The organism is Sphingopyxis sp. LC81, assembly GCF_000756375.1.
Taxonomy (GTDB): Bacteria; Pseudomonadota; Alphaproteobacteria; order Sphingomonadales; family Sphingomonadaceae; genus Sphingopyxis.
In genome coordinates this window covers 17,321-38,554 of the sequence record NZ_JNFD01000038.1, presented here as the reverse complement: position 1 = coordinate 38,554, position 21,234 = coordinate 17,321, and the positions used below count along the sequence as shown (strand labels likewise).

Genomic DNA, 21,234 nt, shown 5'->3' with positions numbered 1-21,234 from the left:
GCCCTTGTTCTGCTCCTCGGCCTCGGGGGGTTGATAGGCTTCATTCCATTGGCACGAGGCCGACGAGCGGGCGTCGGACTGTTGCTCATGGCCGGGTCAATGGCGCTGGTCGTGATGGAGCCTCGGTGGCAACTGGGCCTTGTGGGTGCGACCGCCTACACCGTCGCATTCCTAACCGCGCTTTGGTTGCTCCTGGGCCCCGTCCGTCGGATGCCGCGACCATAGTGGTCCTCTAAGCACGGGGATCTCGGCGGCCCTCCGACACTTGTCATCTAAGCACGCGTCGCCCATCCGACGACCCCCAGCACCAAGGCAAAGGTGGCCGACTTGTCGCGAGAAACGAACCCGTTCCGTTTGACGGACCTCCCAGAGTTCAACGTCTTCGTGTTCGCGTTCCTGCTGAACTATCCATGGGAGCTCATGCAGGTGCCTCTCTACAAAGGCATGCCGGAAGCCGCCCACTGGGATGCTATCCAAGTCTGCACGCGCGCAACGCTCGGCGACGGCGTCATCATGCTGCTCGCTTTCTGGGGTGCTGCTCTCCTGGTCCGCGACCGCTGGTGGATCGAAAGGCCGCGCTGGACTCCAATCCTCACATTTATCGGGATCGGCGTGGCGATCACCGTCCTACTGGAGCGCCTGGCGATCGTGTCAGACCACCCGGAGTGGGGCTGGCAATACGCAGAGGCGATGCCGATCGTGCCGGCGCTAGGGATCGGCCTCACGCCGTTTCTCCAATGGGTCATCTTGCCCCTGCTGCTCGTCTGGTTCGTAAAGCGTCAGATCGCCGGCTCAAGAATGCAGGACTCCTAAGGGCTGCCGTTCAGATGCAATGATGCGCCGCAGACATGCTACGGCGCCCTCGGATCATAGCTCAGAGGCTAGAAATTCGGGATAGATTCAAGCCGGCTTATCCGAGCGGCGGCTTGCTTTGAGCTTGCTCCAACGCACGAGCGCCGGTCGATAGGTTGGCTCATATCGAGATCTGCTCGTCGAACATGCGCTCGATCAGAGGGCACTCAGCCGACTGGTCGGTATCGCAGGTGACCACCATTTCTTCTAGAACAACCTCCATGGCGCGGAGATCCGCGAGCTTCGCCTGAACATTCTGAAGGTGCGACGCCGCCAAGTCGCGCACCTCGGCGCAAGGTCGGTCCCGCTCATCGACGAGCCGGAGCAACGTCTTCACCTCTGAGAGGGTGAAGCCCAGCACGCGCGCCTTCATGACAAAGGCAAGGCGCTTCAGGTGGCCAGTGCCGTAGAGCCGATGCCCGCCGTCCGATCGGGCCGGATGGGGGATGATGCCAGCCTTTTCGTAGTACCGGATGGTTTCAATGTTGCATCCGGTTTTCCGGGCCAGAACCCCGATCGTGAACCGGGGGGCGAGATCGTGCAAAATCTTTTTATCGACCATCATTTTAGCCCTTGTACCTGTAGCTACTACAGGTCCTATATGGCTCGTGTAGATGGTTTTCCGAAGCCCCACAACGCTCAGGATACTTGTCGAGAACGCCCATCTGCCGAGCGTCGTTCGCTTTGGTGGCCGAGAACAAGGACACGAAAATGAGAAAGGTGATCTTCGCCGTAAGCGTGGCTGGCACGTTGCTGGCCGCAGCGGCCGCCATACTTGGGATCGCCTTCGTGGCAGGCTCGCCGACGTCATCTCAGGGCCCTAAGCCGTCGGCAGGACAGCGCATCACGACCTTGAACGTCGTCAACGTGAGCTGTGCTACGTGCGCACCGATCGTGAAGGCGGCGCTCAGCCGCATTCGAGGCGTCATCGATGTCTCGGTGGAAGAGCGGGCAGGCGCATCTGCGACCGCCCGGGTAGCCCACGATCCTCGGCTCGTCACCCCGTCTGCGCTTGCTGCGGCTGTCACTGAAGCTGGCTTCCCAACCAGCGTCGCACAGTAGGCGTCATCGAGGGCCGCGTACCGGGCTGCCGCCACCGATCAACGATTAGGAAATTGCAATGACCGACTGCTGCGGGCCGCGCCCGAACGAGGCCATACGCTACGATCTTGCCGTAGTAGGGAATGGGTCCGCCGGCTTCTCAGCCGCCATCACTGCCGCTGAGCAAGGCGCGCAGGTGGCCATGATTGGCCATGGGACCATCGGCGGGACGTGCGTGAATGTCGGGTGCGTGCCGTCCAAGGCCATGATCCGGGCAACTGAGGCCGTGTATCACGCGAATGCGGCGAGCGCGAAGTTCGCCGGTGTCGAGGCGGCAGGAGCTGTCGTCGACTGGAAGGCGCTGGTTGCTCAGAAGGACCAACTCGTCACATCGCTTCGCCAAGCGAAATACGCTGACCTTCTCCCTTCGTACAACAATGTCGCCTACGTCGAAGGGCAGGCGAAGCTCGCGCCCGGGGGCGTTCAGGTGGATGGCCGGCTCATCTCGGCCGGGAAGGTGATCATCGCCACCGGCACGCGGCCTGCTGTCCCAGCTATTCCAGGCGTGGCGCAGGTGCCGTACCTTACGAGCACCACGGCCCTTGAGCTTGAGGAGCTTCCCAAGTCCTTGCTCGTGCTTGGAGGCGGCTATGTCGGGGTCGAGCTCGCGCAAACCCTGGCGCGTGCTGGCGTGAAGGTGACGCTGATATTCCGATCACGCCTTCTGCCCGAGGCAGAGCCGGAGATCGGGGCGGCGTTGGAGGGCTACTTAGAGGCCGAGGGGGTCCAGATCGCCAGCGGCGTCTCATACCAGGCTATTCGCCACGTGCACGGCCGCATCGAGCTCGACGTGGAGCATGCTGGTCGCAGCGTGACCTTGGCGGCGGAGCAGGTGCTGGTCACGACTGGCCGGGCACCCAATGTCGAGGGGCTCGGGCTCGCAGAGCTCGGTATTGAGACAACCCCGAACGGCGGCATCAAGGTCGACGATCGGCTCCGGACCACACGCGCTGGCTTCTACGCTGCCGGCGATGTCACTGGACGCGACCAGTTCGTCTACATGGCTGCCTACGGAGCAAAGCTCGCGGCGAAGAACGCCCTTAACGGTGACAGTCTGGTTTATAGCAACCGCGCAATGCCTGCTGTCGTTTTTTCAGACCCTCAGGTTGGCAGCGTCGGGCTCACCGAAGCTCAGGCCCGCGCCGCCGGGTTCCAGGTCAGGACGTCCATCGTCACGCTCGACCACGTTCCACGCGCTCTTGCGGCAAGGGATACGCGGGGGCTGATCAAGCTGGTTGCCGATGGCCGAACCAGAGAGCTTCTCGGAGCACACATCCTCGCGCCTGAGGGCGCCGACAGCATCCAGACTGCGGCCATCGCCATCCGGTGCGGCCTCACGATCGACGATCTGGCGGAATCGATCTTTCCCTACCTTACGACGGTGGAGGGGCTGAAGCTCGCTGCGCAGACTTTCGACAAGGATGTCAGCAAGCTCTCCTGCTGCGCCGGGTGAACCAAAAAAAACAGCTTGAACCTGGAGTTGCTACAGGTGGTAGCCCCTGAGCTTGCATGAACAAGAGGTAGGTTGATCGTGTTGAAAATCCCTGATGCCAAGCGGTCCGTTACCGCCGCCGCTCCCGGCCGCCGGACTTGGATCGCCGTCGGCGGAGGTGTTCTTGGCGCTGTGGGCGCTGCCTCCTGCTGCATCGCGCCTCTTCTGCTGTTCTCGCTTGGAATAAGCGGGGCCTGGATCGGCAGTCTCACGGCGCTCGCGCCTTACCAGCCGCTCTTCGTCGGCTTGGCAGCCGTCGCCCTCATTTTCGGGTTCATTCGGGTTTACGCGCGCCCTCAGGCCGATTGTGAGGAAGGCAGCTACTGCGCCAAGCCGGCCTCTAAACGGCTTCTGAAGATTGCGCTGTGGGCCACAACCCTCCTCGTTCTGGCAGCGATAAGCTTCCCGTACGTTGCCGTCTATTTCTTGTGAGTTTGAGTAGGAGCCTATCCATGAAGTTCATCAAAGCAGCGGTTATCGCGACCTTGGCCGCGACGAGTGTTCCCGCCCTCGCGGCAGTCCGCACCGTCACGCTGGCCGTTGATAACATGACATGCGTCACCTGCGTCCCGATGGTGAAGAAGAGTCTCAGCCAAATTCGCGGCGTGAAGCGTGTGGCAGTCTCGGTCGAGGCCAAGACAGCCACTGTCGTTTACGACGACAAGGCAACGAACGTGGCTGAGCTCGTGAAGGCGACCACGAACGCTGGATACCCCTCGCGATTGAAGCGCTCAGCAAGTCAGCAACGACGCGCTCGTTGATCAGCCGAGGCAGGAGGAATCCGTGATGGGGACCCAGCAAAGCTCTGGCAACGAGGTTGATCCGGCCGACACGACCGACTTCGCCGCCAAGCCGCCGATGGGCACGGTCATAGCGTTGCTGAGCGGCTTTCACTTCCTCTGCTGCGGCATACCCATCATGGTGGCTTCGGGAGTGTCTCTAAACAGCCTAATGCCGTCTTCGAATGTGGTGGGAGCCCTCACGGCCCTGTCAGCATCGGCCGGACTCATCTGGCATCTGAGGAGACGCTGCGCTTCCTGCGTTCCGTCGGAAGCAGTGACATCGGGTCCACACCACCGACAGGACACTGCAGCTCCCGCTCACCGAGGCCCATCAGCCGGTTTCGAGGTGTGACCAAGTCATACGACCTCATCGTGATCGGCAGCGGCACAGCCGCCATGGTCGCGGCCAACCGAATGGCGGCTGCAGGGAAGAAGGTTGCAGTGGCCGACTACCGGCCATTCGGCGGCACCTGTGCCCTGCGAGGTTGCGATCCGAAGAAGATGCTGATTACGGGTGCGCAGGTCATGGACGACATCCGCCGCATGCGCGGGCACGGTGTCGCGGCGGACGGCGCGCACATCGAGTGGCGCGACCTCATGGAGTTCAAGCGCACCTTCACGGGGCCCGTCCCGGGCAAACAGCTGAAGAACTACGCCGCAAAAGGCGTCGACACCTACCACGAGCATGCCCGCTTCGCAGGACCGAACAGTCTCGAACTTGAGCGTAGCGGCATCATCGAGGCGACGAACGTTCTGATCGCGGCTGGAGCGCGCCCGGTCCCCCTCGGCTTTCCTGGGGAGGAGCACCTGATGGACAATGAGGGGTTCCTTGAGCTCGACGAGCTGCCCGCCCGCATCGTCATGGTCGGCGGCGGCTATATCGCATCAGAGTTCTCCCACATCGCTGCGCGTGCCGGTGCCAAAGTGACGGTCCTTCAGCGCGGCAAGCGCATCCTCCCTCAGTTCGACGGAGATCTCGTGGGCTGGCTCATGGAAGCCTTCGACGCCGCCGGGATCGAAGTCCGGACCGGCCACTCAGTGGAAGCCGTCGAGAAGACCGATGAAGGATATATCATACGTGTCCGCTCTGCTGACGGAGGGACAGCGGCGGTCCATGCTGATCTGGTCGTCCACGCCGCCGGTCGCATCCCGGATTTGGACTCTCTCGGGCTTGAAGCGGCCGGAGTTGAACGGGACCAGTGCGGGCGCCTGAAGCTCAACGAGCATCTACAGAGCGTTTCCAATCCAGCTGTCTATGCCGCCGGCGATGCTGCGGCACAAGGGCCGCCACTGACCCCAGTCTCCAGCCACGATGCCAAGGTCGTTGTTGCCAATCTGCTCGAGGGCAACACGTATTGTCCCGATTATCGCGCCATCCCAAGCGTTGCCTTCACAATTCCACCTATCGCATCGGTCGGGCTCAGCGAGGAGGAGGCGCGTTCCAAGGGGTTCAAGTTCAGCCTGAAGTCTGAGCAAGCCTCGACCTGGTACACGGCCAGACGCGTCGCCGAGAGCGTCTATGGCTTCAAAGTGATGGTCGAGGAGGGCTCGAAGCTCATCCTGGGAGCCCATCTCGTCGGTCCTCATGTCGATGAGGTCATCAATGTCTTTGGACTCGCGATGCGCCATGGACTGACGGCGGATGACATCAAAAGCACCATGTTTGCGTATCCCACGGGCGCGTCGGACATCGGATACATGGTCTGACAGCGGTGATCCTGCTGCGACTGTTCGTTCCTCGGGCTCCTGCAGGGATGGCCCTCCGGCACTAGTGCTCAAGGAAGCCTAAGGCTCTCTCCTACCCGGACACAAAGAAGGCGCCACAGACATGCTGCGGCGCCCTCCACGCTTCGACAAGGTATCTTAGCGCTTCGTCGTGGACGCAGCGGGCTTGTCGCCCATCTCCTTCATCATCTTCTCGCAGCGGTCCATCATCTTGGCCATGTCCGCGTGGTTCATCATCATGCCACCCTGCCCTTTCTGGTCCCCACCGGACATCATCTGACGGTGCTGCTCAGCGGTCATGCCCGGCGTAGACCCGCCCGACTGCTGGGCCATCGCCGTGGTCGCGAGGCCCAGTGTGGCGGCAATTGCGATGGCTGCTACTTTCATGGTCTTCATCTCTATTCTCCTCGTTGCGTTCACGACGTTCGGAGGCGCAGGCACCTCCGTGAGCCTTAGATCCGCGTCATCTTCGTCACGGTGTAAGAGCCTTCACCCTCGAAACAGAACTTGACCCGCTGACCAGCCCGAACCTTGCCGAGCCCGCCCTTGTTGAGCTTGAACGTCATGGTCATGGCCGGCCACTTCTTGGCCGCGATTGGATCGTGTGCGATTGTGATGGTGCCCTTCGCAGCATCGACGGCCTTCACCACGCCGGTGGCGTGTGTGACCTTCTCAGAAGCAGCACCATCGCCGGCCATCATCTGCTTGTGCTGCTCTGCCGTCATCTGACCATGCCCCTCATGCTGAGCGAACGCAGCACTGCTGAAGCTGAGCGCGGCAGCGGCGCCGAGGGCGAGAAACTTGATACTCTTCACGTCTGATACTCCTGTGATCCAGGCGAGTGGTGATCCACCAGCCAAGTTGTCGGTAAATCGGCTGGCGGATTAGTTGGTTGAACTCTTATCGGCAGGCACCCACACCCGGACAGGGGGACGGAGCGGCGCTCTCGGGCCAGGCGCCTGCCTCGGGTCCGGGCGCCAGGCCCACTTGCTCTCGGCTGAAGTCTTCCTGGTGCTCTGAAGGCCCGTGGCGGAGGCGCGCTTGTCCTTTTTCGCCATCATCTCCTCGCAGCGCTCCATCATCGCCATCATCCGGCGGTGCATATCGGGATCGGACATCCTCTGCCCCCGCCCGGTTGCCCCACCGGCCGACATCATTTGCTGATGCTCTTCGGCGCTCATCCCGCCCTGCACGCTCCCCGCCTGTGCGAAGGCAGGGGCGCTGAAGCCAAGAGCAGCCAGCGTGCCCGCCGCGATCGTGATAAACTTCTTCATGGTCAGTGTTCCTTTCCTGAAGGTGTGGTCAGCCTAAGTTCGCGTTCCGCGCCCTGGCTTAGCTCTTCGCGGTTCCGCCGTGCTTGAAGAGGCACATGCCGCACATGGCGAGGCAGGGAAGCGCATAGAGAAGCGGCGCGATCGCCGCGAAGCCGAACACCGCTGAGCCTGTGACCAAGCCGAGCACGAGCAAGGCCACTGCCGCGAACATCAGCCACTTCATGCGGCCGCCCTTCTGGCCCGTCTCACAGCAGCCCTGCCTCGTCTCCGATGCCTTCGCATCGGCGACCGGAACGAGCGCGGTGGAGGTCTGCGTCGTCATGCTCGAAACCCTTCTTCCTATCTCACAGATCGAAAGATGCGGCTTCCCATCGTGGGAAGGTCAATAGGGGTTTCGAAGAATTTTTTGCGAGCTGAGAACCGTCGTCACTTGCTGCGCCGGCGGTGAATCGTTGCAGTGCAGAGTTATCGAACTCATCGCTGACTGGAGCGAACGCTAAGAGCCCTGCTAATGGAATGCCTTGCGCCTGCCGGCGCTGCCGCTCCCGCCTGGAGCACAGGCTGCGCCGCGTAACTCAAAAGCGCCCCGAATCGAACATGCTTCTGGATAGCTCAGACTGATGTATCTGCTATTCTAGATATATGGATATCGATTCGGCACTCGCTGCTCTCGCCGCTTGTGAACGGACAAAGAACACTGCATCCGACACCCCACGCCAATTCACCTGACCGACAAAATTCTCTGCACCGGCGTTATTTCCTGACACCCTTCAACATACGCGCCGCCGCGTTGGACGACGGAGCGAGCTTGCGGCCGTAGCGGAGTGCAGTGGCGGTCGAGGTCCATCGCAATGCCTGCGCGATCGGTCCCGCATCCTCGCCATTGGCGAACAGATCCTGGGTCAGGCCGACGCGCAACGAATGCGTGCTCAGCGCATCGATCGCATGGTCGAGATCGGCGCCCATGAGATCGACCAGGCCCTGGTCGGCTGCGGCGAGCGCCGTGCGCTTGATGATCAGCCGCATCGCCGCCGGCGTCAGCGCGCGCTCGCCAATTCCGTAGGTCACCGTGGCCGCGCGCGCAGGCCGCGCCGCCATGCGTTCCCGATCGACCCGGGCATGATAGGCCAGATCCTCGATCGCGAGCGCCCGGCGCGCTTCGCGGGGTTTGGTCCGGATCACCGCTACGCGGCGGAACAAGGCGCCCGCGCGGATTGATGCGGCCTCGCGCCAAAGAGCGACACGCCGCATCGTGTCGGGCGACAGCCACACCCAGGCCCCTTGCCCTTCCTGGTCGGTTTTCGAGTGGGGCACCTCGAGCAGCCCCGATCCATCCTCTTGCGCTTCCATCAATTCGACGGCGACGGCCACCAGCTCCGATACGCGCAAACCCGCATCATAGCCGAGCGACAGGATCGCCGCGTCGCGCAGGCCAGCGACGTCGCGCCCACACGCCTCGAGCAGCACCGACAGCGTGAACCCCCTGACGGCTTCCCGCCCGATCCCTTCGCCGAGCCGCAACGGGCCGGCCTGGCGCTGCCGGACTCCGGCCCGACGCCGCAGCCCACGCAGCGCATCGCGGACCACGACGGCACCGACGGGGCATGGAACGTCGAGAAGGTGATGGGCCACCGCCAGCGAGGACAGGCGCCGGGACACGGTCGCCGGCTTGAGCCGCCGCGCCTCGCAATAGTCAATATAGGCGACAAGCCGCGCTTCGTCGGCGGGCAGGCCGATCCCGCCGCGCTCGGCCGCGAAGCGCGCGTAGCAATCGAGATCGACCGCGAGCGCCTTGATGCTGGCGGGCGCCCGCGCCTCGATGCTCTTCTGGAAGTTGAGTTCGACCAGGCTGGCGCCTTCGCCTGTCAGCTCCTGAAGCAACTCGACGAGCTGGACCGCGCGATCTTGCGCGGCGCCCGACCGCCGCTGGGGCAGCGGCGCCTCGCCGGGTGCCAGGATCGTCACGATCTCCGCGGAAACCGAGCGCTTGGGCATGGGCAGACGCTCTGTCTGTGCAGCGATCGACAGGACGGATTTGGCGCGCATACCGGGGGACTATAACCCCGATTTCGCCGAAGTCACTATCGATAACACTCTATTATCGATAGTGCAAAAAAGGGCGTGCTAGGGATGGTGCAGTTAAGGCAGTTTAGGTTACCCTTGCGACATGCCCGATTTTTGCGATCCATCGACCCGATTCCATCCGCTCCGATCGGACGAAGATGCGCCGATCGAAGACCTGATGACGGCAAGGGTGCGCGCGGCGCTCACCTGGGGCCAGCTGCAAGGCCGTTTAGCGCATGTGCCCGCGCAAGTTGCGCATCAATTCTGCGCCGCGCTCGCCCGCCTGCTCCTCGTCGAAGCGCTCACGGGTAGCGGCTTTTCCGGCGCGAACAGCTGGTTTTCCGCATGGTTTTCCGGCCTCCAGCCCGTGCCCGACGCCACCGCCCATGTCGCAGCCCCGCCCTCGCTGGTCGCCGACACGCTGCTCGCCGAGCTCTCGCTGTCGGCCTGGGCGCCGCTCGCCGACACGGCCATCCAAATCCGCGCCGCAGCGCATTTCCATCGCGGCGAGGGCGCCCCGCAAGGCGAGCGCGGCGATGCCCCCGCGTTCGCCGTAGCGGAAGCGGCGCGGCTCGCCGAGCCGCCCGCCGACGATCGCGCGGACGACTGGCCCCTCGCCGCGCTCGATCGCCTGCATCGGGCCGCGGCCGCCTCGCCGCATTTCGCGCCCACCGAGCGCAGCTACCAGCTGCTCCCCCTGCCCGCCGGGCCGGTCTCCTTCGAGCAGACGCGGACGGCCACGCCGCTGTGGGCGCTCGATCTCCTCGCCGGCGCCCTGATCGCGCGGAGCGCGCCAGCGACCAGGCCGCTGCCCCTGCCCGGAGCCGTGCGCGCCGAGGCGCTCAGACCCGAGCTCTGGTCCCGCGAGCGCGCCATTATCACGGCCGAGGCCGCCGGCGAAGCTGCGCAGCGGCTGAGCGACCAGCTCGATGCAGCCCATGCGAGCGTGCGCGAAGTGCATGAGGCGATGACCGTCCTGCGTTCGACCTCGCGCGCGCCGCTGCTCTACCGGCTGCTCGCGGGCTTCGGACCGCTGCGCCCGCTCCAGATCGAGAAGGCCCTTGGCGTTTCGAAAAACGGCGTGCGCGATCTCGTCGCCGCCCTCGTCAAAGCGGGCCTCGCCGAGCGGGCGGCGTACGAACATCACACGATCATCCGCGCCCTGCCCCGCGCGCGCCGTGCCACGCTGGCGGCCGAGGGTGAAAGCAGATCCGTTGAAACCAGCTCCGGCGCGACGTTCGCCGCGTTCGACGCGGCCATGGCCGATGTCGAGCGCGTGCTCGCCCGTATGGAGACGGCGCGCGAATGACCCCGGCAACACGGCAAGATAGGAAACCCCGGCAGAAACTTCAAATCGACGCGCCCGATACGGGACTCGCGCCGCCGTTTCAGGCCATGACCTGTCTTTGAACGATCAAAGGAAAGTTCGCGCAAAAGCCCCTGGGAGCGCAAAAAGGCGGTCTCGGATAGGAGGGGGCGCCCAGAGGCCGCCACCACGCCCTACGGGCCTCCTGAGGGCAAATTCGCGCGAAATGCCCAATGGGCGACCGTCGCCGTCCGGCTTTACCATCCGCGCCCATGACCCGGCAGATCGAGCAGGATGCGAAACCTGGGAGCGGCGAAGCAGGCGGCGAGCCGCGCCCGCCACAGATCGCCATTCGCGCTGCAAGCCGGCTCGGCGCAGCCGGCGGACATCGCCGCGCCCACCATCCCCGATGCTTGCAGGTAAAACAGCGCCTCCTGGAAACCACGGCGCTGCGCTGACATCGCCGCGCTCTCCGTCGCGGCGGCGTCTCGTACCGCGCGCGCCAGCGCCGCGCGGCGAGCCTTCAGCCCCTGCATCAAATGGGCACGGGGATAATTGCGCTTGGCCTGCTCGAGCTGCTCGCAGACCATGGTGAGCCGGCGACGCTCGCGGTCGAGCTGCCGCAGGCCGACCCTGGCGATCGCCTCCGCCAGATCCGATAATTGGGGTCCGACGCCGGAAGCCGCCTTTCGCGGCAGGCGTGCCGGCTGCGCATCGAAGCGGAAGATTTGCTCCCATCGCCCGGCTTTCAGCCCGTCACTGCTGTGGAACGCCGCCAGCAGCAGATGACGCACCGGAGCGTAGTGGAAGCGGTTGCCGACCAGCGCCGCCCGGTACCGCTCCCAACCTACCCGGTCACCGGGGCGGGCGCCGCGGATTTGCTCCCGCGCAATCATCCCGTTCCACAGCACTCGGGTTTTGACGAAGGCAAACCGCGCCATTTGCGCGCGCGTGCGCGCGACCCGGGCCGCGAGCGCCCGCTCGGCGGCCTGCGTCCGCCCCAGGGCCCTGATCCCCGCAAGATCGGTCAGCAACAGCGCATGACGGTCGCAGAAGGTCGTCACGCGCAAGATCCAGCTCCGCTCGATCCGCCACGGCGCGCCGGACACCAGCCAGTCAAGCCAGCACTGGGCGCAGCCGATTGACCGCAGCGTCAGCGGCAACAGATCGCCGCGCCCACAGCCGACGAACGTCCTAGAAATCGCCTTCGCGGGCACCATCGTCGCCCACGCGAGCCGTTCTACCATCACCTGGCGGCGGTCCGGCACGCCAGCGACCGCCGGCGCCGGCGCGGCCAACCAAGCCGATGCGCGCGACGTGGCCGGTACGCGCGACGTGGCCGGTACGGGCGACACGGCCAGGTCGCGATCGGCGAGCGCCGCGTCGATGCCGAGATGGCGAAACAGCGCTTTGGGCGTGGTCTCATGACGCGCGGCCAGGCGGCGCAGCCAGGATTCGAAACATTCCTCGGGCAGCGGCCTCACCCGAAACGCCAGCGGCTCGATCTCCCGCCCGCTCATTCCGGGCTATAAGGCGTAAACAATTGCAGCGCCTCGGTGATATCGTCCTGGGTCACGAACCGGCGGTCATGCCGCCGCGCGACCTTTCCCGACCAGTGCAGGATGCGCTTGAAGTTCCCGGTGACCCCGCCGCTGGTCCGCCAGATGCGCTCGGCGAACGCGGGTTCGGCGAGATGGTCGGGCTCCTCCATCCCCATGCCGCGGGCCAGCGCGCGGATCAGGCGCTGCGCGGGCTCGCCCGGCTCCCATAACGGCAATTTGAGGATGATTGAGCGGTACGCCAGCTCGACATCGTCGGCGAAGATCTGCCGGGCGACATCGAGGCCCGCCACGACCAGCGGCACATTGCCCGCGCTCATCAGGAAGCGGAACGCATCGAGCGTATCGCGCCGCGCAACGCCGCTCGCGGTCAGGATCACATGGACATTGTCGATCGCGACCAGCCGCGTGCCCTGTTCGGCCAGCAGGTCGACGACCTTCAAATCGGCGGTTTTGTGCGTGTTCGTGCGGATCGGCCAGCCCTGTTTCCAGAGCAGGGCGAGGTTGATCTTGAGCGAGGTCGGACTCGAGGGAATGACCGTGCGCAGCACGGGCTGATAGCGCGCCTCGCCCCAATCGGCGGGCTCGGGAAAGGCTTCGGCAAGGCGGCGCTGCGCTTCGCGCAGGATCGAGGTTTTGCCCATGCCGGACTGTCCGGTGAGCACGATGCAGGTCGGGCGTTCCTCGGGATCGTCATGCGCGACATCGACGATCGTCTCGACCGCGTTCCGCGCTTCTTCGAAATCGATCCAGAAGGAGGGCGCCAGCGATGGCGCGGTCGCAGCGGCGCTCATGTCCGCTCCTGCAACCAGTCGTCTTCGCTGAGCTCGGCGACCGGTTTCCAGTCAATGGGCGGCTTTTCCGGCGCTTCGCCATACCGGAGGTCCGCGAGCGTCGTCCCCTCGCCTTCGCGGCGCTTTGCCTGGCGCCGCGCCGCCTTCGTGCGAACGCGGGCGCGGTGGATTTCCTGATTGGCGGCGGCCACCGCCCGCGCCGTCGCCGCGCGACCGCCATCGGCCTGGTAGGCCCGGCCTAGCGCCCGCACTCCTGCCCTGGCGGCCTCCCAATCCGCCTCCCAGACGTCGGGATAGTCGCCGACAACCGGCAATTCGACATAGCGGCCGTCGAGGTCGGCGTAGATATGCTGGATCGTCCGCTCATCCCAGCTGATCTCGACCCTTTGGCCGATCCTGGCGGCAAGCATCGGGTGCCAGTAATGGCGATATCTGATCTGGATACCCTTGGCATGGACCGTGAGCGACTTCGACGGCAGAAACTGGCGGAACAGTTCGCCCGCATCGACCGACACGGGCAGCAGCGGGCTGTGCTTCGCCGCCTCGCGCTCCCACATCTGGGCCGGACACAGGCCGCCCAGCGCGCTATGCGGCGCGTGATGATAGATCGCGATCTGGCACAGCAGCCAGCGCTCGAATTCCACAAGCGTCATCGCCGCGTCCGCCTCGGCATCATAGCCGTCGCGCGCCGCCACGTTCGATCCGGTCGCACCGGGCAAAAGCCGCAGTTTTCCAACCATCGTGCCGATCAGCCGCTCGATATGCCCGCCAAGATGGGCCGGCCCGGGCCTCCGCACATCGGGGCCAATCCCATTGCGGACGCAGGCGCGCCGGAAGGCTTCGGAGCGATGCGGTTTGGCCTGATCGGCATGCAAGCGCCGGAACAAACCGTGCATCGGATAGCTGACATCGACGCCCAGGTGGGCGAGGGCCGGCTCTTTGGGCAACACAGCGCTCGCAACCGCCCGTCCGCACCGGAATATCGAGGGGTCGCCGAAGCTGACATAGTAACCAAGAATGGACCGGGTCCAGATTTCGATGAGGAAGGTGATCCACGGTCTTCCGAGCTGTTCGCGCCGCAGACTATCGACCAGGATGACATCGCCCTTGGTGTGATCCATCTGAACCAGGTCGAGAAATCCCTCGCTTGCATATTCGCCGGGGTGCGGTTCATGGGCGCTCCGCGTCTTCGATCCCATCGTCGCTTTCGCCCAAACACGGCTCGGAATCTCAGCCAGAAGCCGCTCGATCGTCTTCTCGCTTGGGATCAGATCGGCGGGAAAGCGATGATCTCCGTTGTCCGCGTGCAACAGGCCCCAAATCTGCCGCGCCGCTTCCGCACGCGATGGCGGCACCATCTTGAGCGCAATTTCGTCGATCAACGTCTCGATGGCGGCCCTCACCTCGGGATCGATCCTGTGCGATCCAACAGCGGGTCCACGCGGTTTTGGAGCCAGCGTTTCCGCGACCGGATGCACCCGGAAGCGCGCGGCCAGTGTCCGTATCTGCCGCTCTTTAAGGCCGGTTGCCTCGGAAATCGCCTGAACCTGAGCCGCTGTCACCGGGCCGGAAAGCGATATATGTCGCCGGAAATGGGGGTAGAGAGCCAATCCCGCCTCAAGCGATTTGAGGCTCCGCCGGGGCGCTGGAGACGGCTTGCGCTCAATCACGGAACGGGCTCCCCAATGATTTTTGCTGTCCGCGAAATGTAGCTTATTTTGTCGAACACCGCGACGTGTATATTGCCCTAGACAGAATTACTCGCAGAGCATCCGATGTAATATATTGATATTACATGATATTATTGAAATGTAGCCTATTTTGTCGGCTGACACCAGCGCGTTCGACATACCGCCATTAGGCCCCTTGCCGCGGAGGCCGCGGCGACCGCGGTCATCGTCGACGCCGGGCTTGAAGAACTCGAGGCCGTGCGCCTCGTCGCCGCGAGCCCGAACCTGCCTGCCGACCCAGCGGCCCGTCTGCTCACCATCGTTCGCAGTCTACGGCGATCGGCCGACGTCGACGGCGATCCGCTGTCCGCCACCGCCTCGTCGCCCTGCTGGGCGGTCAATCTGTTCGCCGTCGCCGAGCCCGCGCTGTTCGGCCTTTCGGCGCACCCCCTGCCCTTCCCCGGTCTCGTCCGGCGGCGGCTGTTTCGTGCCGATCGCGATCCCGACCGCGACGACATCAGCGAACTCATTCTCGATGCGCTGTATGAGACGCTCTGCGACGTGGCGCGGGTGCCGCGCGCTGCGGCGGCGTTCGCCGGGGCGTTCCCTGTATTGAGAGAGCAGTCACGGCTGCATTCCGTTTGGATGCTGCTTTTCGCCTACGGCTCTATAACACCTGCTCAGCTAGCGAGAGCACTACCCTGCACGAAGGCCGGCGCTGCAAAACTCCTTCGCCAACTCGCAGGCCAAAGCTTCGCCGTTACGCACGGGAGATATGAACCATACGTCTGCAATTTGCGCTTCTCCGTGGATTACTAGTCCATCGCCAATCACAATTTCGGGCTGCTTGTAGCACGGCGGCCCAAATAATGCAGTCGCCTCGATAATGACAGGCGCGCAGCCCCGTTTCTTATCTCGCCGCGCCGCGATAGTCCTATGCGTCAATCCATGAACCGAGAGCCTTCTATTTCGGTCACAGTCGCCGGGTAGCGCCTTGTCGCGCTCCCGGCGCTGCTGGTGCTGGCCCGGCGGCATCCCCCGCCTCACAATCATTCGCAGATCGGTTCGGGACCCGGACCCCGGGGTGAGCGAGCTCGAGGCCCGGCCCGCTGGCCGAGATCACCAGCCGAATTGCCCGCTGGCGTCAGCGTGCTTCGAGTATTCCCTCGATAGCCCGTAGCAATTCCTCCCGCGACGCTCCCGACTTCGGAAGGATCTTCAGCGTCATTCCGCCCCTCGGGCTATGGCTGTAACGCAAGATCGCCTTGTCGCCCTTCCCTTTCACCTCGATCTCGCCACCGGTCTTCTGACGCTGGCTGACGGTCGCCCTGATCAATCGCTTTGCGACTTCGGGACCAGTCAAGCGAATGCCGAGATCATCGCGTTCGGCGACTATTGCCGCAGCCTCTTTCACCATCAGCTTCATCGAGCGATCCTCACCGCAAAGTGGCTTGATGTCCCGCGCAACGCGTACGGTGATATCATGACGATCTGCGAACGCAGCGATGATAGCCTCAGGTAGTCGAACGACATCGAGTAGACGACTGAGCCAGGATCGCGAGATTTTGAGATGCTCGGCCATCTCATTCTGGGAGCCGTTGTAGAATTCTGCCAGAGCCCGTGAGTATTCAATGCCGCGCTCCCAGTCAGTGATGTCCTTCCGAGATCTGTTCTCGACGTCTGAAACTCGGAACGCCTCTTCGTCGGTCACGCTCTGGATCGTGACTAGATAATCATATTCCGGGTGGTGATGCTCACGAAGCCACTTTACCGTCCACCAACGCCTGACGCCGGCGATGATTTCGAAATCGAAGTCCGGGTTGCCTTGCAGACGCCGGACGATCGCCGGGATACGCTGTTTCTTAGCCGCGAGGAATGCGTCGATCAGGTCCCGGCAACTCTCCTCCGTCAGATGATCGAGGTCACGATTGTGAAGGCGCCAAGGGCGGCACCTAGCGGGATCGACCCATTCGGTTCGGTCGGTGACCATCTTTCCTGAAGCAATCCGGGCAAGCGTCTGGCTCCTGCTGGCCATGATGCTTTCAGCGGGCGCGGCAACGTCCAACTCCGCCTCATCGTCCAGACCTTCTGTGAGGCTGCTGCCGAACCCTTTGTTACCCTTTGCCATTATTCATCTTCCTAGTTTCTCTTCTCAAGCGAGCCAAGTTGCCACGTGGCAACTGGACGCTCAAACCCTTTACCGATCGCCCTGAATTGACGCTTGTTGCCACGTGGCAACTCGTGCTCAATTCCGCCCGTCACGAGCTGGCGGACAACCCATTGAACGATCAGCCAGCTTAGAAACCAACCGCCAATTTCCGAAACGACACCATCCTAGTAAACCAGCTTATCGGGTTGGTTTATAACGGTATTTCGTCCTGGCTTGTCTCCAGTTGCCACGTGGCAACTCACCGTCGATCGCCTCCTGCCCTGCTCTCCCAAGTCCTCAGGACCTCGGCTTCGATGTCCTGACAAACTTCGGTCAAAAGGCGGACGCTGCGCGTGTGAACTTCGTGCGATGTGACGGGCCGATCAAGTTCAAAAACCGTCTTCATGCGCGAGCTTGCATTGTCGATTTCCGCGCTAGTCCGAAGAACCGAATTGATCATCGATCCGCCGAACACTTGCCGCATCATCGAGAGAATTTCTCGGTGCATCGACTTGCTGTCATCCACGCGGCTCGCGACGATTTTGATGAAGTTATAGGCTGGCTTCGCCCTCCCCCCGAGGCGCTCAAGCTGCGCCATGGTCGTCCGTGCCATGTCGATGAAGGAGACAGTCGACGCAAAGTCGATCACGCTCGGCGGCATTGGAATGACCATGGCGTTGGCAGCCTGGAGCACCGCCATCGACACCATGCCAAGCGCCGGCGGCGGATCCATGATCACGACGTCATAGTCGTCGACCACCTCTTCGATCGCCTGTGCAATCATATCGATGATATCGAAGCTCTGATTCTGGGCGAGATAGCCTGCAATCTCATATTCGAGATTGTACAGCTTCAGATTGGCCGGGATCAAATCCAGACCGTGGAAGTGCGTCTTCCGGATAATCTTCCGAACGCCGAGCAGCTCCGGGTTATGGAAATGCCCATAAAGCGTATCGTCCTCACCAAGATCCACGTCGGGCCGATAGCCGAACATCATTGTCGTGCTTGCCTGGCTGTCACAGTCGACGAGCAGCACGCGGTATCCCCGAATTGCAAAGTGCTGAGCCGCGTGCAGCGCCAAGGTCGTCTTTGCGACACCCCCCTTGAAGTTCGAGATCGAGATGATCGCTGGCGTGTCGGTCGCCGCTCTCCAAGGCCGCGTTCCGAAGACCTCGCGCATCTGGTCGAGTTCCTCGAGCGAGTAATGCACCCGATGACCCGATCCCGTACGGCCCCGCTCGGGCAGGCGGCCATCCCGTTCAGCTTCCCTGATGGCAGACGCCGTGCGACCGACCAGCGCCGCGGCTTTCGAAATCGGGAATGTCGGCCCCTTCTTGGCGCCCGTTTCCGGGTCGAGCGCGCCGTCGCGAATGCGTTTAAGGATCGTAAGTGCTTTCCGGTGGAGGGTACCGAGATCATCGCTCATGAGATCATCAGTCTGCGCGTCGAAGGTGGGTTCTGTCGCCATTTCTGCCATTTCTTGTGAGATTGGTGCCCCACATTAGCGCTGTTGGCAGTTTCGAGCAATAATTGACCACCAATCTTACAACTCGACCGATGATCTCCGAGCCGTTTTCGGCGCATCAGAATCGCTCTCCCCCGTCAATCGATTCAAGACCGATGATGTGGGAGCCGTTTTGAACACTTGCCCGGTGGAGAACTGGGCGTGGGCGACGCTGTCGCCTTGGGCTAGCCCATTGAACAGTAACGCGAGTGAATGGGTGCCGATGATCTCGGTGCAAGCCGATGATTACGGTGCGTTTTTCCGATGATCTCGGTGCGTGGGGACCGATGATGTCGGAGCGCATACCTATACTCACTGAATCCCTATAGAAATCCGATTCGCGAATCGCTTTTTTCAATTTTCAGTAGGGAAGGGGGCTCGCCTGCACAAACTGCTCCGAGTTCATCGGTCAAATTGGAGGTTTTAGCCCCAGATTACCACCAAAACTGCCAACGTGCTTGCTTTCCATCACCAAACCTGTTGATACCGGGGACATGGAAAGGCCCCGGATTCGGGGAAGGGCGGCGCACAATGAATGGGGATAGCTCGAAGCCGATCGGACACCAATACGCGCTCGCCATGCTGGATGGCGGCGAGGATAAAGTCCGTTCGGTGGCGCTCGCTGCCGGATCCCAGCTTACCATGGACGCCTTCCTCCGTGTCCACGACGAGGAGCCGGTTCCGGCCTTCCTCCACTCAGCGCTTTGCGCGATGTCGCTTCCAACCAAGCGACCAAAGGATGACACGCTGCCGATCGTGCGCGAAGATGGTCGCTACGCTTTGGCTATCAACCCGCGTCCGGTTCTCCAAACGGTGGAAGGTAAATCCGTCATGCGAAGCCTGGGCGTGCCATACGGTGCTTATCCGCGCGTGGCCCTGATTTATCTCCTTTCACAGGCCGTCTCAAAACAGTCTCGTGATGTTTATCTTGGGCGCAACTTTACCGAGTGGATGCGGCGTCTTGGCTATCAAACAATTTCCTATGGTCCGCGCGGTACGGCCAACCTCATGCGAGAGCAGGTCGACAGGCTACTTGCTTGCGAATGGCAGATCCGGTGGGACGGTCAGGATGCCGGCGACAACGCATTTGCCGTCCGAGACGTCAAGATTTCAAACGAATATGCAGGTTCGCTCGACAAGAATGGCGCCTTCGCGCGCGAAATTCGCATGTCGGAGGCATTCTACAGCCATTTGGTAGATCATGCCGTCCCTTTGAACGAGGTGGCAATTCGCGAGCTCAAGGGTATCCCAACCGCGCTCGATCTCTACACCTATCTCGCCTACCGTCTGCCGCGGATCACCAGCGAGAAGGGACAAATCATCTCTTGGGATCAGCTCGCCAAGCACCTCGGCAATGAAGCGGATAGCAAGCGTTTCCGGCAAACTGTTCGTGAAACAATGCAGATTGTCTCGGCTGTGTATCCGAACGCGAATGTGGATCTATCCGGACGGAAGGTGGTGCTGCACCCCTCGCACGCACCGATGGAGCGCAAGCTGGTCGGTCCCCATCTGCGACTTGTGGATTCGCGCCCAGCCAAAACGGCACCGAGATCATCGGTGTCTAATGCAGCGGCGAAAGCTAAGCTCGACTCAGCCGAACAGCTGCTGCCATTTCCTTGCGGATCGTTGACCTATGGGAGCCGGGAAGCAGCCTTCCGGGCAATCGGTCTCGATAAGGGCAGCCCTTGGGCCGTCGATACCATGGCCGAAGCGTTCCGGGCCGGATTCCCGGATATAAAAAAGCTCCGGACGGACGCGGAGTGGCTGAGGGTATGGGAAGCCTTCGTGGTCCGCTACGCCGAACGGCGCAAACGCTCCGGTGATTGACCGCTGAAGTCGGAGCGGTTTCGCCAATTGCCATTCCGATAGATCTGAGAATGCCGATCTCCACTTCTCCGCTCTCGCAGGATATTGGGTCGTAATTCAAGCCTCGACCCGTGACACCAATCTCGATCTTGGCTTCGACTCGATCTAGAGATGATGGCGAAGAAGGGGCGGGTGAATGATATCGCGGAAACTGACTAAACGCGCGGCGGATTATTTCCGTACATTCGTGCGCGAAAACATCGCGCACTGGGCCGAGCTGATGCGGGAGTTGTCGCCCAAGCAGGGCTGGGGGGATGGAGATGACGTCTCCTATGCCCATGACGCGGCTATGTTTCTCTACACTGCTACCGACGAGCAGTTTCTCGACTTCGAGATGCCGAAAGACTTTGCCTCGGGGGCAGACCTGCTCAAAGGGCTCCGGTTGTTCCGCGCTCAGGTCGATTTTTACCTGAAGGGGGTAGAGGAGCATATGACACAGGCCAGCGCGGCCTCGCAGACGATCCCTTTCCCCGTCAGCACGATCTACCGCGAGTATGAGAAATGTCTCGCTGCGGTCGACGAGGCCATCCGCTTGCTGGTGCCGCCAAGTTCGGCTTCCCCGCCTGCCAGTGACATGGAGATACTGAAACGCATTGCGCGGCGCTTTCCCGATGTGGTGGCGCAGCTGGCCAAACGGCGGAGCGGCAAGCCGGCGCTCGACATGACCGACGAATATGATGTCCAGTATCTTTTCCTGGCGCTGCTACGACTCGAGTTCGATGACATTCGTCCCGAGGATGCCGTGCCGAGCGTGGCCGGCGGGTCCGGGCGCGTCGATTGCCATCTCAAGGACCGCAAGATCCTCATCGAGTTCAAGATGACGCGACCGGGATATAAGGCGGCCAATCTGCGCAAGGAATTGGCCGATGATTTCGTGCTTTATGGGCAGGATCATGACGGGCATCGGCTCTTCGCCTTCGTCTACGATCCGGGCCGTCATATCGAAAATCCGCGTGGGATCGAGCGGGACCTTTCGTGTCCCCGGCTGCCTCTCGTCGAAGTGGTGACCGTCATTCGCGAGGGATGAGGAGCGACGTTTCTGCACCAGCTCGCGCGCCGCGCGGGCAGGAGCGATCAAGGCGGATTGTGCGAACGG

At 62.7% G+C, this 21,234-nt stretch carries 21 protein-coding genes; 10 read left to right on the top strand and 11 right to left on the bottom strand.

Features of this window, described 5'->3' with window-relative positions; all coding sequences use genetic code 11:
* Window positions 1-318 precede the first annotated feature (318 nt).
* Window positions 319-813, top strand: a complete 495-nt coding sequence (locus FG91_RS17995; RefSeq protein ID WP_200878485.1) for a hypothetical protein — start codon at window positions 319-321, stop codon at window positions 811-813.
* Window positions 814-973: 160 nt separating this feature from the next.
* Here the strand turns inward: FG91_RS17995 and FG91_RS17990 are convergent, their stop codons facing one another.
* On the bottom strand, window positions 974-1,417 hold the full coding sequence (locus FG91_RS17990) for a MerR family transcriptional regulator (protein ID WP_235212086.1): 444 nt from the start codon (window positions 1,415-1,417) through the stop codon (window positions 974-976).
* A 146-nt stretch (window positions 1,418-1,563) separates the two neighbouring features.
* Between FG91_RS17990 and FG91_RS21545 the strand changes: the two genes are divergently transcribed.
* The 5 genes from FG91_RS21545 (at window position 1,564) to FG91_RS17965 (ending at window position 5,934) form a co-directional block, all read left to right on the top strand.
* Window positions 1,564-1,914, top strand: coding sequence for a heavy-metal-associated domain-containing protein (locus FG91_RS21545; protein WP_152568173.1), 351 nt, complete (start codon window positions 1,564-1,566; stop codon window positions 1,912-1,914).
* Window positions 1,915-1,972: 58 nt separating this feature from the next.
* On the top strand, window positions 1,973-3,406 hold the full coding sequence (gene merA, locus FG91_RS17980; RefSeq protein WP_037517746.1) for a mercury(II) reductase: 1,434 nt from the start codon (window positions 1,973-1,975) through the stop codon (window positions 3,404-3,406).
* 78 nt (window positions 3,407-3,484) lie between these two features.
* A complete protein-coding gene (locus FG91_RS17975) occupies window positions 3,485-3,877 on the top strand; it encodes a mercuric transporter MerT family protein (RefSeq protein ID WP_004212977.1) in 393 nt (130 codons plus the stop codon).
* Between the two features lie 20 nt (window positions 3,878-3,897).
* On the top strand, window positions 3,898-4,206 hold the full coding sequence (locus FG91_RS17970; RefSeq protein ID WP_004212976.1) for a cation transporter: 309 nt from the start codon (window positions 3,898-3,900) through the stop codon (window positions 4,204-4,206).
* 369 nt (window positions 4,207-4,575) lie between these two features.
* The gene (locus tag FG91_RS17965; protein WP_037517745.1) at window positions 4,576-5,934 is read left to right on the top strand and encodes a dihydrolipoyl dehydrogenase family protein; all 1,359 of its coding nucleotides are present in this window, start codon (window positions 4,576-4,578) and stop codon (window positions 5,932-5,934) included.
* Window positions 5,935-6,090: 156 nt separating this feature from the next.
* On the opposite strand, the gene FG91_RS17960 is transcribed toward FG91_RS17965, so the two are convergent.
* From FG91_RS17960 to FG91_RS17940, 5 genes are all read right to left on the bottom strand, one after another.
* Entirely contained in the window at window positions 6,091-6,348 is a 258-nt protein-coding gene (locus FG91_RS17960; protein ID WP_004212974.1) for a hypothetical protein, read from the bottom strand.
* A 56-nt stretch (window positions 6,349-6,404) separates the two neighbouring features.
* A complete protein-coding gene (locus tag FG91_RS17955) occupies window positions 6,405-6,767 on the bottom strand; it encodes a copper-binding protein (RefSeq protein WP_004212973.1) in 363 nt (120 codons plus the stop codon).
* Between the two features lie 69 nt (window positions 6,768-6,836).
* The gene (locus FG91_RS17950; protein ID WP_037517743.1) at window positions 6,837-7,226 is read right to left on the bottom strand and encodes a hypothetical protein; all 390 of its coding nucleotides are present in this window, start codon (window positions 7,224-7,226) and stop codon (window positions 6,837-6,839) included.
* Between the two features lie 58 nt (window positions 7,227-7,284).
* A complete protein-coding gene (locus FG91_RS17945; RefSeq protein ID WP_004212971.1) occupies window positions 7,285-7,548 on the bottom strand; it encodes a hypothetical protein in 264 nt (87 codons plus the stop codon).
* A 431-nt stretch (window positions 7,549-7,979) separates the two neighbouring features.
* Window positions 7,980-9,272 carry an integrase gene (locus FG91_RS17940; protein WP_327195863.1) on the bottom strand — a complete coding sequence of 431 codons (1,293 nt, stop codon included), beginning with the start codon at window positions 9,270-9,272 and terminating at the stop codon, window positions 7,980-7,982.
* Window positions 9,273-9,393: 121 nt separating this feature from the next.
* Between FG91_RS17940 and FG91_RS17935 the strand changes: the two genes are divergently transcribed.
* Window positions 9,394-10,599 (top strand): MarR family transcriptional regulator, encoded by a 1,206-nt coding sequence (locus FG91_RS17935; protein ID WP_030538460.1) that lies wholly within the window; start codon window positions 9,394-9,396, stop codon window positions 10,597-10,599.
* A 254-nt stretch (window positions 10,600-10,853) separates the two neighbouring features.
* On the opposite strand, the gene FG91_RS17930 is transcribed toward FG91_RS17935, so the two are convergent.
* From FG91_RS17930 to FG91_RS17920, 3 genes are read right to left on the bottom strand one after another with little or no spacing between them, the layout of a single operon-like run.
* Window positions 10,854-12,116 (bottom strand): TniQ family protein, encoded by a 1,263-nt coding sequence (locus FG91_RS17930; RefSeq protein ID WP_037517741.1) that lies wholly within the window; start codon window positions 12,114-12,116, stop codon window positions 10,854-10,856.
* Entirely contained in the window at window positions 12,113-12,949 is an 837-nt protein-coding gene (locus FG91_RS17925; RefSeq protein WP_030540651.1) for a TniB family NTP-binding protein, read from the bottom strand. Before FG91_RS17925 ends, FG91_RS17930 begins: the two co-directional genes overlap by 4 nt.
* Window positions 12,946-14,619, bottom strand: a complete 1,674-nt coding sequence (locus tag FG91_RS17920) for a Mu transposase C-terminal domain-containing protein (RefSeq protein WP_048575063.1) — start codon at window positions 14,617-14,619, stop codon at window positions 12,946-12,948. The genes FG91_RS17925 and FG91_RS17920 overlap by 4 nt, the downstream gene beginning before the upstream one ends.
* A 258-nt stretch (window positions 14,620-14,877) precedes the next feature.
* Between FG91_RS17920 and FG91_RS17915 the strand changes: the two genes are divergently transcribed.
* Window positions 14,878-15,438, top strand: a complete 561-nt coding sequence (locus FG91_RS17915; protein ID WP_037517739.1) for a hypothetical protein — start codon at window positions 14,878-14,880, stop codon at window positions 15,436-15,438.
* Window positions 15,439-15,763: 325 nt separating this feature from the next.
* On the opposite strand, the gene FG91_RS17910 is transcribed toward FG91_RS17915, so the two are convergent.
* Window positions 15,764-16,747 (bottom strand): ParB/RepB/Spo0J family partition protein, encoded by a 984-nt coding sequence (locus tag FG91_RS17910; RefSeq protein ID WP_037517737.1) that lies wholly within the window; start codon window positions 16,745-16,747, stop codon window positions 15,764-15,766.
* A gap of 280 nt (window positions 16,748-17,027) precedes the next feature.
* On the bottom strand, window positions 17,028-18,236 hold the full coding sequence (locus FG91_RS17905) for an AAA family ATPase (RefSeq protein WP_037517734.1): 1,209 nt from the start codon (window positions 18,234-18,236) through the stop codon (window positions 17,028-17,030).
* Window positions 18,237-18,803: 567 nt separating this feature from the next.
* On the opposite strand from FG91_RS17905, the gene FG91_RS17900 reads away from it, so the two are divergent.
* Both FG91_RS17900 and FG91_RS21135 read left to right on the top strand, forming a co-directional pair.
* The gene (locus tag FG91_RS17900) at window positions 18,804-20,099 is read left to right on the top strand and encodes a replication protein RepA (protein ID WP_037517731.1); all 1,296 of its coding nucleotides are present in this window, start codon (window positions 18,804-18,806) and stop codon (window positions 20,097-20,099) included.
* 175 nt (window positions 20,100-20,274) lie between these two features.
* On the top strand, window positions 20,275-21,165 hold the full coding sequence (locus tag FG91_RS21135) for a hypothetical protein (protein WP_052187859.1): 891 nt from the start codon (window positions 20,275-20,277) through the stop codon (window positions 21,163-21,165).
* Window positions 21,166-21,234: the final 69 nt, after the last annotated feature.

What these genes read in the sequence shown, in the direction of transcription:
- FG91_RS21135 (WP_052187859.1), top strand. Translation starts at nt 20,275, where the DNA reads ATGATATCGCGGAAACTGACTAAACGCGCGGCGGATTATTTCCGTACA.
- FG91_RS17960 (WP_004212974.1), bottom strand. Translation starts at nt 6,348, where the DNA reads ATGAAGACCATGAAAGTAGCAGCCATCGCAATTGCCGCCACACTGGGC.
- FG91_RS21545 (WP_152568173.1), top strand. Translation starts at nt 1,564, where the DNA reads ATGAGAAAGGTGATCTTCGCCGTAAGCGTGGCTGGCACGTTGCTGGCC.
- merA (WP_037517746.1), top strand. Translation starts at nt 1,973, where the DNA reads ATGACCGACTGCTGCGGGCCGCGCCCGAACGAGGCCATACGCTACGAT.
- FG91_RS17970 (WP_004212976.1), top strand. Translation starts at nt 3,898, where the DNA reads ATGAAGTTCATCAAAGCAGCGGTTATCGCGACCTTGGCCGCGACGAGT.
- FG91_RS17925 (WP_030540651.1), bottom strand. Translation starts at nt 12,949, where the DNA reads ATGAGCGCCGCTGCGACCGCGCCATCGCTGGCGCCCTCCTTCTGGATC.
- FG91_RS17900 (WP_037517731.1), top strand. Translation starts at nt 18,804, where the DNA reads ATGAATGGGGATAGCTCGAAGCCGATCGGACACCAATACGCGCTCGCC.
- FG91_RS17950 (WP_037517743.1), bottom strand. Translation starts at nt 7,226, where the DNA reads ATGAAGAAGTTTATCACGATCGCGGCGGGCACGCTGGCTGCTCTTGGC.
- FG91_RS17930 (WP_037517741.1), bottom strand. Translation starts at nt 12,116, where the DNA reads ATGAGCGGGCGGGAGATCGAGCCGCTGGCGTTTCGGGTGAGGCCGCTG.
- FG91_RS17945 (WP_004212971.1), bottom strand. Translation starts at nt 7,548, where the DNA reads ATGACGACGCAGACCTCCACCGCGCTCGTTCCGGTCGCCGATGCGAAG.
- FG91_RS17940 (WP_327195863.1), bottom strand. Translation starts at nt 9,272, where the DNA reads ATGCGCGCCAAATCCGTCCTGTCGATCGCTGCACAGACAGAGCGTCTG.
- FG91_RS17990 (WP_235212086.1), bottom strand. Translation starts at nt 1,417, where the DNA reads ATGATGGTCGATAAAAAGATTTTGCACGATCTCGCCCCCCGGTTCACG.
- FG91_RS17935 (WP_030538460.1), top strand. Translation starts at nt 9,394, where the DNA reads ATGCCCGATTTTTGCGATCCATCGACCCGATTCCATCCGCTCCGATCG.
- FG91_RS17910 (WP_037517737.1), bottom strand. Translation starts at nt 16,747, where the DNA reads ATGGCAAAGGGTAACAAAGGGTTCGGCAGCAGCCTCACAGAAGGTCTG.
- FG91_RS17905 (WP_037517734.1), bottom strand. Translation starts at nt 18,236, where the DNA reads ATGGCGACAGAACCCACCTTCGACGCGCAGACTGATGATCTCATGAGC.